This window comes from Proteobacteria bacterium CG1_02_64_396 (assembly GCA_001872725.1).
Taxonomy (GTDB): domain Bacteria; phylum Pseudomonadota; class MNWR01; order CG1-02-64-396; family CG1-02-64-396; genus CG1-02-64-396.
The window spans coordinates 1-14,361 of sequence record MNWR01000048.1 but is presented as its reverse complement, the minus strand read 5'-3'; the positions used below and the strand labels follow the sequence as shown (position 1 = coordinate 14,361).

Genomic DNA, 14,361 nt, shown 5'->3' with positions numbered 1-14,361 from the left:
GGGATTAATCGTTATGTCGTTGGGTAAACAAACTAGAGAGCATTTCAGCTAAGAGACCCATCAAAAAAACGATGACGCCCAAGCTGATGAGCAATGCCCCCATATTGGTGAAGTGGCCATGCCACAGCGTGAAAAGAGAATACCCCAACCCTATCCCCCCAAACGCGAATGCAACTGGAAGAAAAACCTTCATTGGGGAAAAAAGGGTGATGAGTTTGACGATAATCAGCAGAAACCGCGCCCCATCACGCGCCACCTTGATATTGCTCTTTCCCCCTTGCCGGGGACGCACGGTAATCGGGACGTAATGCACGTTAAGCCCCGCCTTGAGGAAGGCCAGCGTCGAGGTCGTCGGATAAGAATATCGATTGGGAAACAGGTGCAAAAAGGGGAGAACGGCCTCTCGTCGAAAAGCACGAAACCCTGAGGTGAGGTCCTGCACAGGAAATCCGGTCAACCAACTGGCAAAACGGTTGAGAAACGCATTACCGAGGCTGCGTTGAATCCCGGCTTGGCTTTCTTTGGTTCGTGCCCCAATGACCAGATCGTAGCTTTCAATATGTTCAAGCAATTTGAAAATTTCAGCTGGATCGTGCTGCCCATCGGCATCCATCATGACCACGATATCGCCTGTTGCAGCGCGAATTCCGGTGCGCACCGAGGCGCCATTGCCTTTGTTATAGGGATGGCGGACAACTCGGGCACCTGCCTTAGTGGCCGCGCTGGCAGTTTCATCTTCCGATCCATCGTCCACCAACACAAATTCCGCATCAGGAAGGATCGAGCGTAAACGCCCGATCACCCCACCGATATGACCCGCCTCGTTATAAGCCGGAAGAACAACTGAAACTTGCTGTTTCATGGCTCGCTCTTACGGTCTGCAGGTGGGTTGCGTGGCATTTGCTGAATCCGATCAAGCATCATCTGGAGGGTTTTCCGTTCCGAACTCAAGCTAATCCTGGCAATTCCCCGCTTTAGCGTGCTGATAGCCTCCTGCCGACGCTCCCCAACCAGCAGGAACGTCGCTAGATCTTGGTAGGGAAATGCCATATTTGAATACAGCAGCATCCCTTGTCGCAACGTTGCCTCTTCCTTTTCTTGATCGCCATCAAGGTGATGTACCGTTGCCAAAATCCGGATGACTTGTGGGCTCATTCCATCTGACACCAAGAACCTCAAGAGATAAAGGGCCTTTTCTTTCATTCCCTGGCTTGCCAAGTATCCTGCAAGCCCCTCAATGGCAAGCCGACTTCCCGGGGGAAGTTTCGGGTTCTCAACTTGGGTCTTTAGTATATTCCACCATTTTTCAAGGTTTTCTCCATTTTCTACTCTTAAACAATATAGAACCCGATTGCTGATCGTGAAAAAATCTATTGGATCAAAATCGTACGCTTTATCCAACATCTCACCCGCTTTTTTGCTCATTGGGTCCTGTGCCAACAGGGCAACTGCGTAGTCATGATATGAGGCCGCATAGCTTGGATTCTTCTTAATTTGTTCTTCCCAGAACAACACTGGATTGACCCACTCAAACGCACGATTCTGAGCTGCCACAATCCAAACAACTGCCATCCCTACTATGATCCCCAAGAATAGCTTGGCAAATCTTGGCCCTCGTTTGATGACTGCATAAGACAACATTGGCCAACCCACCGATACTGCAAAGGCGGCAGGCAGGTAGACGCGGTGCTCAAAAGCAAGTTGGAGTGGGAATATGGACGATTCAAGACTGTGAATGGTGTAGTAGCCAAAAATTAAAAAACCAAGCCAAATTTTCTTAGCCCGAATAGACCACACCGCAACCCCAAAAACCGCCACATGAGCCATAATAGCAATAGCTGTCGTCCAGGGCGTGAACAAGCCAGTTGATAATTCGGGCGCCAAGTAAAAAGCAACTGCGTCAGGGGATGGTGCCAACAATAGAAAGAAATAAATCCAAAGGATTCGTGTTTCTGTTAACAGTCGCTCGCCAAGGGTAAACTCGCGATTCTGATAAACCTCTATCAAATCTTGAAATATATCTTCCTGTAGCACAAAACCACCAACAAAATAAAGCATCCCCAAAATAATCGACAAAACAATCATCAACACCCGCGTTGAAAAAATCTTACGCAAAAGCCAAAGATCAAAAACCCATACAACGACCACCATGGCGGCCACTTCTTTGGAAAAGAGCCCCAAGAGTAACGATAAAAAAGCAGCCCAAAACCAGCCTATTACTTGCCCACTGCGCCAACCTTGAATATCGATCTCTTCCCAGGCCCGATTCCACAACCAGTATGACAACAATGAAAAGAATGCTGCTAACACCGTCATCCGCTGCACGATGTACACAGGGGTATCAAGCAGTAAGGGATTCAACATCCATAACATGGCCCCCATTGCTAGCCAGAGGAGGGGGGGCGTCACCTTGAACAATCGCGACCACTGGATCATAAGCGAGAAAATCAGAACCCCGATCCCCGCATGGATTGCTAGGCTCTCAAGCCTCATGTAGATCAAGGTGCCGCCGTGAATATAGACATCCAGACCGAACGAAAAGAATGCCACCCACCTCTTCCAATGCTGCCCGTGGAAATAATCGATGATGTATTGCCATGACGGCTCAAAGGACTGCACCCAGGGATTGACGATTAGATTCTGGAAATCGTCAAAATAGTTAGGGCTATTTAAGGCAGGGTAAATCGCCAAAACAGACAAACCAAACCCTACCACCCACAAGGCCAGTCGTTGCTTGATCACACCATCTCCACGGCAAAAAAAAGGGGAGGCTTTCGCCTCCCCATTCCTAACAAATAACTATCGAATCAGTCAATCGTGGTATGAGACAAGGTTCCATCTTGATCAATGGTCCAGACATCGATGGTTGCATCGCTATCCAAGTTGCCGGAGATCCGAGCCGTGAACTTGCCAGTCGATGCAGTGGCGATGGTCACATGGCCATAATACTTGAAGGAACTATCGGACCAGCCGATGGAGGTCATCTTGGCTGCGTAATAACCCATCTCAGCCTGATATGCAGCCTGCATAGTACGGGCATTAGCCAAGATCTCCTTAGCCTCAGCCGTCTTGGCTTTCTTTGTGTACGACTGGAACGAAGGGATGGCCACGGCAGCCAAAATACCAATGATCGCCACGACAATCATCAGCTCAATCAAGGTAAAACCGGATTCATTGCGTTTCATGACATGCCTCCTGTGGAACTACTGTTAAAAGGGAAAGGCAACCGAGCCCATCCCCGTGTGAACAATCAATCAATTGAAGAATGAACCAAGGCTCCTTTTGCATTGATGGTCCAAATATCCATATCCGCATCTCGGTCCAAATTTCCCGAGCATCTTGCGCTAAACCCATTGGTCGTCGCCGAAATCACCCCATATACGTAGCGCCCATCCGGCTCCAACCCCATCCAGCCTATGGTTGATAGGCTCGCGCCGTACTCCCCCATCTCAGCCCGATAGGCTTGCTCCATGTCGCGGATCGACGCGAGCCCTCTTTGGCATTCTGTCGCCTTTGCCTTGTTCTGGTAGCCCGTAAAAGCCGGAATCGCAACCGCAGCCAAGACACCAATGATAGCTACCGTGATCATCAGTTCGATTAATGTGAACCCATGATCAGAGCCCATTTCCCCACCTCGAAGTGTTTGGGCTACGGCAGGGTATGTACTAGCATGAGCCATGCCACTTCCCTCCAGGTTGCACTGCTTGCAGTAAAACATCCACCAACTGCTGGGCATTGCCTGCATTTCGGCCCTCAAACCCCAGGCCATCTTCCAGATGCAGCCGACACGCCGGACACCCCGTCACCACCCCATCGACCCCCGAACTGACAATCGACGTCACCTTGCTCTGACGTAGGGCGTCAGCATGGTGGTATTCGGTGAACATCCGTGCCCCCCCTGAGCCGCAACACCGCCCGGCATCGGGTAGATCAACCCAGTTGGGTGCCACCGCGTCAAGCAACTGCCGGGGCTGACGAACCACCCCTTGTGCGCGTGCCAGATGACAGGGGTCATGCCAGGTGATGCGCTCTTGGATCGGCGTGACCTCGACCTGACCCGATGCAATCAATCCCGGCAAATCGACCCGATCCACCAAAAACTGGTGAATGTCTAACACCTTGCTACTGAAGGCCTTAGATGCCTCATCACCCAGAAGATCGCCGTATCCCTTGAGGCTATGCCCGCACGAGGCGCAAATGGCGACGATGGCATCAACCTTGAGATCGGCCATCTGTTGCACATTCAAACGGGCCATCTTTTCTTGAGCGGCTCGGTCGCCCAACGCCCGCGCCGGGGTGCCGCAGCAGACCTCGTCGGGCAGAACCACCTCGTAGCCCAACCGGGTTAACAGCGCGATGGTGTTGCGTCCGGTGGTTTGCTCCCAAAACGCAGTGGCGCAGCCCACGAAAAATGCGATCCGTCCTATGCAATTTTGGCGCCGATCGGTGAGTTGTATCACGGATGGGTAGCCCTGTTGAAGCATGGGGCCACCGACTTGAGGCCAAACCCGGCGCCCCCTGCCGACCCACCTTCCCAGCCACCCCCAGCGCTCCAGCATCAGACGCAGGGGGCCAGCCAAGCGCATGGCCGCCCCCATCAAGCGGGGTCGCGTCAGGAGAAATGGGATCACCCGTCCGACCAGAGGGTGGCAGGCGGCCAACCCGTCCGGGGCGCTGCCCGACTGGCGCCCACGCAAAACCATCTCCTCGCGTACCCCCTGGAAGATCTTGGTTAACCTCACCCCAGAGGGGCAACGGGTCTCGCAGTCTTTGCAGTCGAGGCAGGAAAACAGATCGTCGATCAGCGCCTCATCAAGCCAGGGCAGTCGGCCAGTAATGGCTCCTTCCGACAAAACCAGGCGCCCTCGGGCAGAACGGCTTTCTTGAAGATCGACGAGGTAGGTGGGACAGGCAGTTTTGCAGGCTCCGCAGCGAGTACACAGCGACAGGTCGCCCACAAGATCGAGCAGTGCGGGTTGCAGATCGGGCAGAGGGTGAATCGGTGGAACAGTGGGGATCATCGGTGGTAGGGCTCGCCGCGCAGGATGGTGCTGGCCCGGTAAAGCTGCTCGGCCAACACCACCCGCATCAGAGGGTGGGGCAGGGTGATGGGGCCGAAACTCAGCGACAGGTCGGCACGGGCGGCGACCGCCCCGTCAACCCCATTGGGGCCGCCAATGATCCAACTCACTTCACGGATGCCTCCGTCGCGCCAACGGCCGATTTGCTCGGCCAATGCCACGCTGTCGATCCCCTTGCCTTGACGATCAAACAACACCACGGGACCTGAAGAGGCCAGTTTTTCGAGGATCCGCTCCCCCTCTTGCCGCATCGCGGCGTCGGGATCAGTCCCTTTGCGCAGCGGGGTTTCGGGGATTTCCAACCATTGAGTGGGGAAGCTTCGGTCCAGGCGCTGCCGGTATTCCTGCCAGGCGGGCGCCAAAAAGGCCGCCTGGCCCTTGCCGACCGTCAGCACCCGAAAACGCACGTTATTGATCCGCTTCGAAGGCTTCCGAGGCGGGCGCGGTCCAGAGTTTTTCGAGGTTGTAGAACTGACGGGCTTCGGGGAGGAAGAGATGAACGATGACATCGCCCAAATCCATCAGCACCCAATGGCAGGTCGTCAGCCCCTCGGGACGCATCCCTTTGATTCCCATGTCGCGGGTCGCCTCTTCGACTGCATCGGCCAACGCCTTGACCTGCCGGTCGGAGTTACCGGTGGCGATCACCATGAAATCGGCCAAGGGGGTACGGCCCGCCAGATCAAGGGTCACCACATCGACCGCTTTTTTGTCTTCCAGCGCTTTAACCACAGCGGCCAACACTTCGGCGGGGCTCAGGTTGGCGGGAAGAACCAAGGGATTTTCGGCTTCACTGACAAATGACATTACAACTCCAGCGCCGCCTTAGAGACGGCCAACAAAAGTAGCTTGAACTTCAACCATGATTTCGGCGGGCAGACGTCCGATCAAGGATCGCCCCTCCCGTACCGCCTGTCTGATTCCGGTGGCCGAGATGTCGACTCTGTGCATCGAAACCGGGAATACCGCGCCGCTACGTCCCACCACGCTATTTGCGGGGGTCCAGCGCCCCACACCTTCGAGCCATGCAGGAGCTTGCATCGTTTCTCCCCCTCGCCCAACGACCACGAAGTGGGCCAACCCCAATAATTCCTCCCAGCGATGCCATGTTGGCAATTGTACAAAAGCGTCCCAGCCGACAATCCAAAAAAGCTCAGCCTCAGGCAGTTGCCCCCGCAACCGGGTCAGGGTATCCCATGTGTAGGCGGGGGTACTGCGGCGGATCTCTCCGTCCCACACATCGAGGCCCGGAATTCCCGCCGCCACTCGGCGGCACCATGCCAGGCGCTTTTGTGCCGGAGCAAGGTCGGGATCGTCCCGATGGGGCGGTTGCCCTGCTGGAACCAGCCAGACCCCATCCAAACCAAGGGCCGACCGGGCCGCCCCCACCATCGCCAGGTGGCCGTAGTGGATGGGATTGAAGGTCCCCCCCAGTAGCCCCAGACGCGGGCACTCGCTCACCCCCGAACCTGCCCCTCGCCGAAGACCACCCATTTGAGGGTCGTCAACTCAAAGGCGCCGACCGGACCGCGGGCATGCAGCTTATCGGTCGAAATGCCGATTTCGGCCCCCAACCCGTACTCGAAGCCATCGGCAAAGCGGGTCGAAGCGTTGACCATGACGCTGGCCGAATCGACCTCGCGCAAGAAGCGCATCGCCCGCCCGTGATGATCGGTGATGATCGCCTCGGTGTGCCGCGATGAGTGGGCTTCGATGTGATCGAGCGCCTCGTCCAGATCGCCCACGACCTTGAGATTCACAATCAACCCCAGGTGTTCGGTATCCCAATCCTTGCGGTCGGCGACTTTAAGCCGGGGATCCAAAGCGACCGCCTTGTCGCAACCCCGGATTTCGACCCCGGTTTGGATGAGCACGTCGGTCAATTCTAGGAGCCATTCCGACAGCGCCTCATGAACCAAAATCGTCTCGGTGGCGTTGCAGGTACCGGGCCGCTGCACCTTGGCATTGACCGCAACCTCAAGCGCCATCGCCCGGTTGGCGTAGCGGTCGATGTAGGTGTGACAGATGCCGTCCAGGTGTTTGATGACCGGAATGGTCGACTCCTCACTCACCCGAGCCACCAACGACTTACCTCCCCTGGGGATGATGATGTCAACATAGCGGTCGGCTTTGAGCAGCGCCCCCACCGCCAAGCGGTCGGTGATCGGAACGAGCTGGATCGCCTCTTCGGGCAGGTCGAAAGCACGAAGCCCCTCGACCAGCAGGGCGTGGATGGCCCGATTGGAACGGATCGCCTCGCTACCGCCACGCAGAATCACCGCGTTGCCCGATTTCAAACACAGGGCAGCGGCGTCAGCGGTCACGTTGGGGCGCGACTCGTAGATCATGCCGATCACTCCAACCGGCACCCGCATCTTGCCGATCATCAACCCGTTGGGGCGACGGCGCACCTCCCCCATCTCCCCCACCGGATCGGGCAGAGCGGCAATTTGCTCCACCCCCACCGCCATCGCCTCGATGCGGGCGTCGGTCAGGGTGAGGCGATCGAGCATCGCCTCGGAGAGCCCCTTTTTGCGCCCTGCCTCGATGTCGAGGGCGTTGGCCGACTGGATGGCGTGTTTGGCTTCGCGAATGCGGCGGGCCATATCGCGCAGCGCATCGCTCTTAACCCCCGAGGGGGCCCAAGCGATCTGGCGGGCGCTCGCACGGGCTTGCTGCCCCAGGGTCTGGATCAAAGCAACGGCGTCGGTGCTCATGAGACCTCCAACAGGATCATATCGTCGCGATGGACGACCTCGTCTCCATCGTAAAAACCCAGCAGTTCTTGAATTTTTCCGGTGGACCGTCCGGCAATCACCCGCAAATGCTCGGCGCTGTAGGCGGCCAACCCCCGGGCGAGGACAGCCCCGTCCCCGGTGACAATCGCCACCGCCTCCCCCCGCTCGAATTCCCCTTCAACCGCCTTCACCCCAACTGGAAGCAGGCTCTTGCCTTTGCCGAGCGCCGCCGCCGCGCCTTCATCAACCGTCAACCTACCCCCTTCGGGCAGCTCGGCAATCCAGGCTTTGCGGGCCGACACCGGATCGCGTTGGGTGCGAAATAGGGTGCCGAGCGCCTCACCGGCCACGATCCGCTCGAAGAGTTTCTCGTGGCGGGCGTCGACCAGAATGGTGGCGGCCCCCGCTCGCGTGCAGCGGCGGGCGGCTGCAATCTTGGTGACGATCCCCCCAGTCCCCGAGGAAGAGCCAGGGCCACCATCAAACTTAGCCAGCAACGGATCGAGGGCGTCGATCGAACCGATGGGGGCCGCATTGGAATCTTTGCGCGGGTCGGCACTGTACAGCCCGTCCACATCCGAAAGCAGAATCAGCAAATCGGCCCCCATCATCACCGCCACCAGGGAGGCCAAGGTGTCGTTGTCCCCCACCTTGCGCAGCTCCTCGGTCTGCACTGTGTCGTTTTCGTTCACGATGGGGATGCAGCCCCAATCGAGCAGGGTATCGATGGTGTTGCGGGCGTTGAGGTAGCGACGGCGGTTCTTCAGATCGTCGTGGGTGAGCAGCACCTGGGCGGGAAGGATCCCCTCGGGGGCAAAAGCCTCGGTGAAGCGACGGATCACCCCCGGTTGGCCAATGGCGGCCAGCGCCTGCTTCATGCGGATGCGCGAAACGTCGACCCCGCTCAAGCGACGTGCCATTTGCTTGCGCCCTTCGGCCACCGCACCAGAGCTGACCACGATGACCTCGCGCCCCTGCTGCCGCAGGTGGGCCATACCGGCAACCCAGCCGCGAAACCGGTGTTCCAGTACTTGGGGATCGTCGCCGGTCAGCATCGACGAGCCGATTTTGATGACAATCCGCCGTGCGCCGGTCATCAAGACGGCCCGCGCCGCCCCATCCTGCTTCATGGTTTTACTCCCGCACCCAGATCACTTCGGGGCCGTCGTCGTCCTCTTCGCTCTGCTCCTCAAAATCCTCCCGCTCCCCGCGCTCGGAACGTTGAGAGATGGTGGTCAACGGGACGGGGGGCTCAAGCTCACCCAAAGCCTTTTCGATGTCGAGCAACAGAGGGCGCAGCCCCTCGCCGGTGGCGGCGCTGATGAAATAAACCGGACGATTCCCCGCCTCGGCCTCGACCTGAACGCGCAAATCGGCACGGGCGTTCTCGGCCAGCGTGTCGATCTTATTGATGACCAACCAGCGGGGCCGCTCGGCCAATTCAGGGGCGTAGGCATGCAACTCCTGCTCGATCACCCCGATGGCGGCGATGGGATCGGACTCGAATCCGCTGCCGTCGACCACATGGAGCAAAAGCCGCGTGCGCTCGACATGGCGCAAAAAACGGTGTCCCAACCCCGCCCCTTCGGCGGCCCCCTCGATTAAACCGGGAATATCGGCCATGACAAAATCGGTATCGTCGCCGCGCACCACCCCCAGATTGGGCTCCAGGGTGGTGAAGGGGTAATCGGCGATCTTGGGACGGGCTCGGGTGCAGGCGGCAATCGTGGTCGACTTGCCGGCGTTGGGCATTCCAACCAGTCCTACGTCGGCCAGCATTTTGAGTTCAAGGCGCAGACTCAGCTCCTGCCCCGGCCAACCCTCTTCAAAACGGCGCGGCGCCCGGTTGGTGCTACTTGAAAACCGGGCGTTACCCCGACCTCCATCGCCCCCCTTGGCCACCACCAGTTGCTGCCCGGCCAAGGTCAAGTCGCCCAATATGGTGCCGGTCTCCTCGTCGAAGACCATGGTGCCCACCGGCACCTTGAGCAGCAGGGTCTCGGCGGAGGCTCCGGTGCGATTGCGCCCCATGCCGTGGCCACCGTTCTTAGCCCTGAACAGTCGCTTATGACGGAAGTCGATCAGGGTGTTGTAGTCGGCATCGGCCTCCAGCACCACATCGCCTCCACGTCCCCCATCGCCGCCGTCGGGTCCCCCTTGAGGGATGAATTTTTCCCGCCGGAAGGAGCAACTGCCCGCACCGCCCTGCCCACTTCGCACCACTATACGGACCTGATCGATCACGTTGCCGCCCCGTCCTGCTCAAGAATTCCGGAACCTAAAAATCAAAGGCCCGCGACCCGGATCACCGGGCGCGGGCCATTGGATCTTGGCTGTCAACTTCGCCTAAAAAGGCGAAGCGCCGTGGATCACGCCACGGAAACCAGCTTGCGCCCCTGACGGTCGCTGTGGAACTGAACCTGCCCGTTGGTCAGGGCGAACAGGGTGTAATCCTTGCCCACGCCAACGTTCTGACCGGGGTGAAAAGTGGTGCCGCGCTGGCGAACCAAAATATTGCCGGCAATCACCGCTTCGCCACCGAATTTCTTCACGCCCAGCCGCTGCCCGCGACTGTCGCGTCCGTTACGGGATGAACCACCCGCTTTTTTATGTGCCATGGCTTAATCCCCCTTATGCGTTGACTTCGATCGACTGGATGCGCAGGACGGTCTGTTCCTGGCGATGACCGTTCTTGCGTCGATAGGTATTGCGGCGGCGCTTTTTGAACACGATCACCTTGGGGCCACGATCCTGACGCAGCACCTGGGCCTTAACCACCGCCCCGGCCACAACCGGCTGACCCACCTGGATACCGTTCTCGTCGCCAACCAACAGCACCTGATCCAGGGCGATTTCGCCGCCCTCTTCTGCGACCAGACGTTCGACGGTCAGGAGTACACCCGGTTCGACGCGGTACTGTTTGCCGCCGGTCTTGATGACTGCGTACATTGCTTCAACCCCTTGCCTTCACAGGCCCCCGAAGAGACCGGGCGACCCGACAACCCCGTAGGGCCGTCCTGGTTAATAAATGCATATTCTTAAGTCGATCGCGCCCCTTGGAGCGCCCTTACCATCGGCCCCGCTCCAGCCGGGCCCATGAAAAAGGGCGCGGATTTTACGGTCGCGGCCCCCGCTGTCAAATCCAATCTCGATTTTTCCGCAAGAAAACCACTTCGACCCCGGGGATCCTTCGTTGACACCCCAAAAGCCATTCCTATAATGCGCGGCCCTTGTGAAAGGCGCTGGGCACCGCATACCCCTAGGACTGAGCCCCCTGCCGGTATCGACGGTCGCCTCGCAACCCGAGCTGTTCGCACGTTGCACCGGTCTATAAACCGCAAACGGGACGTCACCGATGAAAACTTATTCCGCCAAGCCGGGCGAGGTTGCCCGCAACTGGTATGTGGTCGATGCCGATGGGCAGACCCTGGGCCGCATGGCCACCGAGATTGCTCGCCGTCTGCGCGGCAAACACAAACCCGAATTCACCCCCCACATCGATACCGGCGATTTCGTCATCGTGATCAACGCCGAAAAGGTGAAGCTCACCGGTAACAAGTGGACCCAGAAAAACTACGACCATCACACCGGTTACGTCGGTGGTCTCAAGCGTATCCGCGCCGACAAGATGCTCGACAAGGATGCCACCCGCATCATCACCGCGGCGGTCAACGGGATGCTTCCCCGTGGCCCCCTGGGCAATAAGATGGCGACCAAGCTGAAGGTCTACACCGGCAGCGAACATCCCCATACCGCCCAGCAGCCGATCACCCTTGAGTTGGGGGCTTAAACCATGCAACAACGTTTTTACGCCACCGGCCGCCGTAAGAGTTCTGTCGCCCGCGTGTGGCTGACCCCCGGCGGTCAAGGCAACATCGTCATCAACGGTCGCTCCATCGAGGAGTACATGGGTCGCGAGACCGGGCGCATGATCATTGCCCAACCTTTGGAGCTGACCGGCACCAATGGCCAGTTTGATATCTCCGTCAACGTCAGCGGCGGCGGCATCGGCGGTCAAGCCGGCGCGATCCGTCACGGCATCGCCCGCGCCCTGACCGCCTTCAACGCCGATCTGCGCAGCGCCTTGAAAAAGGCCGGTTACCTGACCCGCGACGCCCGTGAAGTCGAGCGTAAGAAATACGGCCTGCACAAAGCCCGTCGGAGCCATCAGTTCTCCAAGCGCTGATCGCTTCGCACAGCAGTCCCAGAAAAGGGGAAGGTGGCTACCTTCCCCTTTTTCTTTTGGTGCTGGTCGTCTCTTTGGATCGGTCCCACACGGAGGGGCTTTGTCCCACCCCCCGCTTCAGGTCGCCTCTCTCGGTTCGGGCTCCCGTGGCAACGCCACCGTGGTGCGCGCCGACCAGATCACCTTGCTGGTCGATGCCGGTTTTTCAACCCGGGAGATCGTGGCCCGATTGGCCCGTTTGGGGGTCACTCTCGACGAGATCGACGCCGTCGTACTCACCCATGAGCATGGCGATCACCTGGTCGGCGCCGGTACCTTGGCTCGCCGGGTCGGCTGCCCGGTCTTGGCGACCCAGGGCACCTTCAAAGGGGGGGCCAAACGGCTGGGGCGCCTCGACAACACCCAGGTGCTGCGTCCCGGCCAATCGGTACGGTTGAGCCACGTCGAAATCCACCCTTTTACGGTTCCCCACGACGCGGAAGATCCCATCGCCCTGACCTTATATTGTGACGGGGCCCACTTGGGGATCTTCACCGACATCGGGACACCGACCGACCTGACGGCGTATCATCTATCCCGCTGCAACGCCGCCCTGGTGGAGTTCAATTTCGACCCTCAGATGCTGCGCGACGGCCCCTATCCTTGGCCTCTCAAGGAGCGGATTGCCGGGCGGCACGGCCATCTAGCCAACGACGAAGCGGCCAGGCTTCTGAACCAATGTGGGGCGCAACAACTCCAGTGGGTCGCCGCGGCCCACTGCAGCCAAACCAACAACACCCCGCAGAGGGTGCGCGATGCCTTGGACCGGTGCCTACCGGAACAAGAGGCCCTGAGCCGACTGTTGACCGATCAAGACCATGGAATGCCCTGGATGCCGGTGTGGGCCACCCCACCGGTTCCCTGACCCGAACACGCGGCGCCCCGGCCACCTGCCGACCGCCGAACCTATGAGGGAAAAGCATGATTCCTCGTTACACCCGGCCCGAAATGGCCCGCATCTGGAGCGACGAAAACCGCTTTCGCAAATGGCTCGACATCGAGGTCGCCGCCTGCGAAGCCCAGGCCCAACTTGGGGTGATCCCCAAGGATGCGGTCGAGGTGATTAAAGAAAAGGCCAATTTCGACGCCGCCCGGGTGCACGAGATCGAAAAAGAGGTCAAACACGACGTTATCGCCTTCTTGACCTCGGTCTCGGAATACGTTGGCCCCGAGGCCCGCTTCATCCATCAGGGGATGACCTCCTCCGACGTGCTCGATACCGCGTTCGCCTTGCAACTGCGCGAAGCGGCCGACCTGCTGTTGCAGGGGCTCGACGGACTGATGCAGGTGCTTAAAAAGCGAGCCCTCGAACACCGCGACACCATCATGATCGGCCGTTCCCATGGCATTCACGCCGAACCGGTCACCTTCGGCTTGAAACTGGCGGTCTGGTTCGACGAGATGAAGCGCAATCGGGTGCGGCTGATGCGGGCCCGCGAGACGATCTCGGTGGGAATGCTCTCCGGCGCGGTCGGCACGTTCGCCAATATCTCGCCCAAGGTGGAGGAGTTCGTCTGCGAAAAACTGGGATTGCGCCCCTCGAAGGCCTCGACCCAGGTGATTCAACGTGATCGTCACGCCGAATATTTCTCGACGCTCGCCATCGTCGCCGCCTCGATCGAGAAGATCGCGGTTGAAATTCGCCATTTACAGCGCACCGAGGTTTACGAAGCCGAGGAGTATTTCTCGGCGGGGCAGAAGGGCTCTTCCGCCATGCCCCACAAGCGCAACCCGGTCTTGAGCGAAAACCTCACCGGTCTTGCCCGCCTGATGCGGGGTTACGCCGCCAGCGCCCTTGAAAATGTCGCTCTGTGGCACGAGCGGGATATCTCCCACTCTTCGGTGGAGCGGATCATCGGCCCCGACGCCACCGTCACCCTCGACTTCATGCTGCACCGGGCGATCAACGTGATCGACAACCTGCTCGTCTACCCCGAGCGGATGAAGAAAAACCTGGAGATGACCGGCGGCCTGCCCTTCTCGCAATATGTGCTGCTGCTGCTCACCCAAAAGGGGATCAGCCGCGAGGCGGCCTACCGCATCGTGCAGCGTAATGCCATGAAGGTCTGGGAGGAGGGGGGGCAGTTCAAAGACCGGCTGCTCGACGACCCCGAGGTCACCAAGGCGGTCTCGGTCGACGAGATCGACAAAGCCTTCGATATGGGCTACCACACCAAACACATCGATACCATTTTCGAGCGGGTCTTCGGCTAGGAGTCTGTCGGACTTGAGCGTCCGTAGCGAGCCGAGTGGGGAATCGAGGCCAAATTTTCACGGTTTTGAGGATCATAGTGGTGGCTATGTGACGAAAAACCGG

17 protein-coding genes are annotated in these 14,361 nt (G+C 59.0%); 4 read left to right on the top strand and 13 right to left on the bottom strand.

Annotated elements, in window-relative coordinates; all coding sequences use genetic code 11:
• Window positions 1-4: 4 nt before the first annotated feature.
• The 13 genes from AUJ55_05690 to AUJ55_05630 form a co-directional block, all read right to left on the bottom strand.
• Window positions 5-862: a glycosyl transferase gene (locus AUJ55_05690; GenBank protein ID OIO57964.1), complete on the bottom strand. Its 858-nt coding sequence runs from the start codon at window positions 860-862 to the stop codon at window positions 5-7.
• On the bottom strand, window positions 859-2,742 hold the full coding sequence (locus AUJ55_05685) for a hypothetical protein (protein OIO57963.1): 1,884 nt from the start codon (window positions 2,740-2,742) through the stop codon (window positions 859-861). The genes AUJ55_05690 and AUJ55_05685 overlap by 4 nt, the downstream gene beginning before the upstream one ends.
• Window positions 2,743-2,807: 65 nt before the next feature.
• Window positions 2,808-3,185 carry a hypothetical protein gene (locus AUJ55_05680; protein ID OIO57962.1) on the bottom strand — a complete coding sequence of 126 codons (378 nt, stop codon included), beginning with the start codon at window positions 3,183-3,185 and terminating at the stop codon, window positions 2,808-2,810.
• Between the two features lie 65 nt (window positions 3,186-3,250).
• On the bottom strand, window positions 3,251-3,625 hold the full coding sequence (locus AUJ55_05675) for a hypothetical protein (protein OIO57961.1): 375 nt from the start codon (window positions 3,623-3,625) through the stop codon (window positions 3,251-3,253).
• Between the two features lie 40 nt (window positions 3,626-3,665).
• Entirely contained in the window at window positions 3,666-5,021 is a 1,356-nt protein-coding gene (locus tag AUJ55_05670) for a hypothetical protein (protein ID OIO57960.1), read from the bottom strand.
• The gene (locus AUJ55_05665) at window positions 5,018-5,488 is read right to left on the bottom strand and encodes a hypothetical protein (GenBank protein ID OIO57959.1); all 471 of its coding nucleotides are present in this window, start codon (window positions 5,486-5,488) and stop codon (window positions 5,018-5,020) included. Before AUJ55_05665 ends, AUJ55_05670 begins: the two co-directional genes overlap by 4 nt.
• 1 nt (window position 5,489) lies before the next feature.
• Window positions 5,490-5,888 (bottom strand): ribosome silencing factor, encoded by a 399-nt coding sequence (locus AUJ55_05660; protein OIO57958.1) that lies wholly within the window; start codon window positions 5,886-5,888, stop codon window positions 5,490-5,492.
• 18 nt (window positions 5,889-5,906) lie between these two features.
• Window positions 5,907-6,575, bottom strand: a complete 669-nt coding sequence (locus tag AUJ55_05655; GenBank protein OIO57957.1) for a nicotinate (nicotinamide) nucleotide adenylyltransferase — start codon at window positions 6,573-6,575, stop codon at window positions 5,907-5,909.
• Window positions 6,539-7,798 (bottom strand): glutamate-5-semialdehyde dehydrogenase, encoded by a 1,260-nt coding sequence (locus AUJ55_05650; GenBank protein ID OIO57956.1) that lies wholly within the window; start codon window positions 7,796-7,798, stop codon window positions 6,539-6,541. Before AUJ55_05650 ends, AUJ55_05655 begins: the two co-directional genes overlap by 37 nt.
• A complete protein-coding gene (locus tag AUJ55_05645; GenBank protein OIO57999.1) occupies window positions 7,795-8,916 on the bottom strand; it encodes a glutamate 5-kinase in 1,122 nt (373 codons plus the stop codon). Before AUJ55_05645 ends, AUJ55_05650 begins: the two co-directional genes overlap by 4 nt.
• Window positions 8,917-8,953: 37 nt before the next feature.
• Window positions 8,954-10,063, bottom strand: coding sequence for a GTPase ObgE (gene obgE, locus AUJ55_05640; protein ID OIO57955.1), 1,110 nt, complete (start codon window positions 10,061-10,063; stop codon window positions 8,954-8,956).
• 125 nt (window positions 10,064-10,188) lie between these two features.
• Window positions 10,189-10,437 (bottom strand): 50S ribosomal protein L27, encoded by a 249-nt coding sequence (locus AUJ55_05635; GenBank protein ID OIO57954.1) that lies wholly within the window; start codon window positions 10,435-10,437, stop codon window positions 10,189-10,191.
• Between the two features lie 13 nt (window positions 10,438-10,450).
• The gene (locus tag AUJ55_05630) at window positions 10,451-10,768 is read right to left on the bottom strand and encodes a 50S ribosomal protein L21 (protein OIO57953.1); all 318 of its coding nucleotides are present in this window, start codon (window positions 10,766-10,768) and stop codon (window positions 10,451-10,453) included.
• Between the two features lie 406 nt (window positions 10,769-11,174).
• Here AUJ55_05630 and AUJ55_05625 point away from each other — a divergent pair, with 406 nt between their 5' ends.
• The 4 genes from AUJ55_05625 to AUJ55_05610 all read left to right on the top strand — a co-directional run bounded on the left by AUJ55_05625 (window position 11,175) and on the right by AUJ55_05610 (window position 14,258).
• Window positions 11,175-11,609: a 50S ribosomal protein L13 gene (locus AUJ55_05625; GenBank protein OIO57952.1), complete on the top strand. Its 435-nt coding sequence runs from the start codon at window positions 11,175-11,177 to the stop codon at window positions 11,607-11,609.
• A 3-nt stretch (window positions 11,610-11,612) separates the two neighbouring features.
• A complete protein-coding gene (locus AUJ55_05620) occupies window positions 11,613-12,005 on the top strand; it encodes a 30S ribosomal protein S9 (protein OIO57951.1) in 393 nt (130 codons plus the stop codon).
• Between the two features lie 100 nt (window positions 12,006-12,105).
• The gene (locus AUJ55_05615) at window positions 12,106-12,909 is read left to right on the top strand and encodes a hypothetical protein (protein ID OIO57950.1); all 804 of its coding nucleotides are present in this window, start codon (window positions 12,106-12,108) and stop codon (window positions 12,907-12,909) included.
• Between the two features lie 56 nt (window positions 12,910-12,965).
• Complete coding sequence (locus AUJ55_05610; protein ID OIO57949.1) at window positions 12,966-14,258, top strand: adenylosuccinate lyase; 1,293 nt, start codon at window positions 12,966-12,968, stop codon at window positions 14,256-14,258.
• Window positions 14,259-14,361: the final 103 nt, after the last annotated feature.

Coding starts and splice junctions, on each gene's coding strand:
- AUJ55_05690 (OIO57964.1), bottom strand. CDS start 862: ATGAAACAGCAAGTTTCAGTTGTTCTTCCGGCTTATAACGAGGCGGGT.
- AUJ55_05680 (OIO57962.1), bottom strand. CDS start 3,185: ATGAAACGCAATGAATCCGGTTTTACCTTGATTGAGCTGATGATTGTC.
- AUJ55_05675 (OIO57961.1), bottom strand. CDS start 3,625: ATGGGCTCTGATCATGGGTTCACATTAATCGAACTGATGATCACGGTA.
- AUJ55_05670 (OIO57960.1), bottom strand. CDS start 5,021: ATGATCCCCACTGTTCCACCGATTCACCCTCTGCCCGATCTGCAACCC.
- AUJ55_05660 (OIO57958.1), bottom strand. CDS start 5,888: ATGTCATTTGTCAGTGAAGCCGAAAATCCCTTGGTTCTTCCCGCCAAC.
- AUJ55_05655 (OIO57957.1), bottom strand. CDS start 6,575: ATGGGTGGTCTTCGGCGAGGGGCAGGTTCGGGGGTGAGCGAGTGCCCG.
- AUJ55_05650 (OIO57956.1), bottom strand. CDS start 7,798: ATGAGCACCGACGCCGTTGCTTTGATCCAGACCCTGGGGCAGCAAGCC.
- AUJ55_05645 (OIO57999.1), bottom strand. CDS start 8,916: ATGACCGGCGCACGGCGGATTGTCATCAAAATCGGCTCGTCGATGCTG.
- AUJ55_05635 (OIO57954.1), bottom strand. CDS start 10,437: ATGGCACATAAAAAAGCGGGTGGTTCATCCCGTAACGGACGCGACAGT.
- AUJ55_05630 (OIO57953.1), bottom strand. CDS start 10,768: ATGTACGCAGTCATCAAGACCGGCGGCAAACAGTACCGCGTCGAACCG.
- AUJ55_05625 (OIO57952.1), top strand. CDS start 11,175: ATGAAAACTTATTCCGCCAAGCCGGGCGAGGTTGCCCGCAACTGGTAT.
- AUJ55_05620 (OIO57951.1), top strand. CDS start 11,613: ATGCAACAACGTTTTTACGCCACCGGCCGCCGTAAGAGTTCTGTCGCC.
- AUJ55_05610 (OIO57949.1), top strand. CDS start 12,966: ATGATTCCTCGTTACACCCGGCCCGAAATGGCCCGCATCTGGAGCGAC.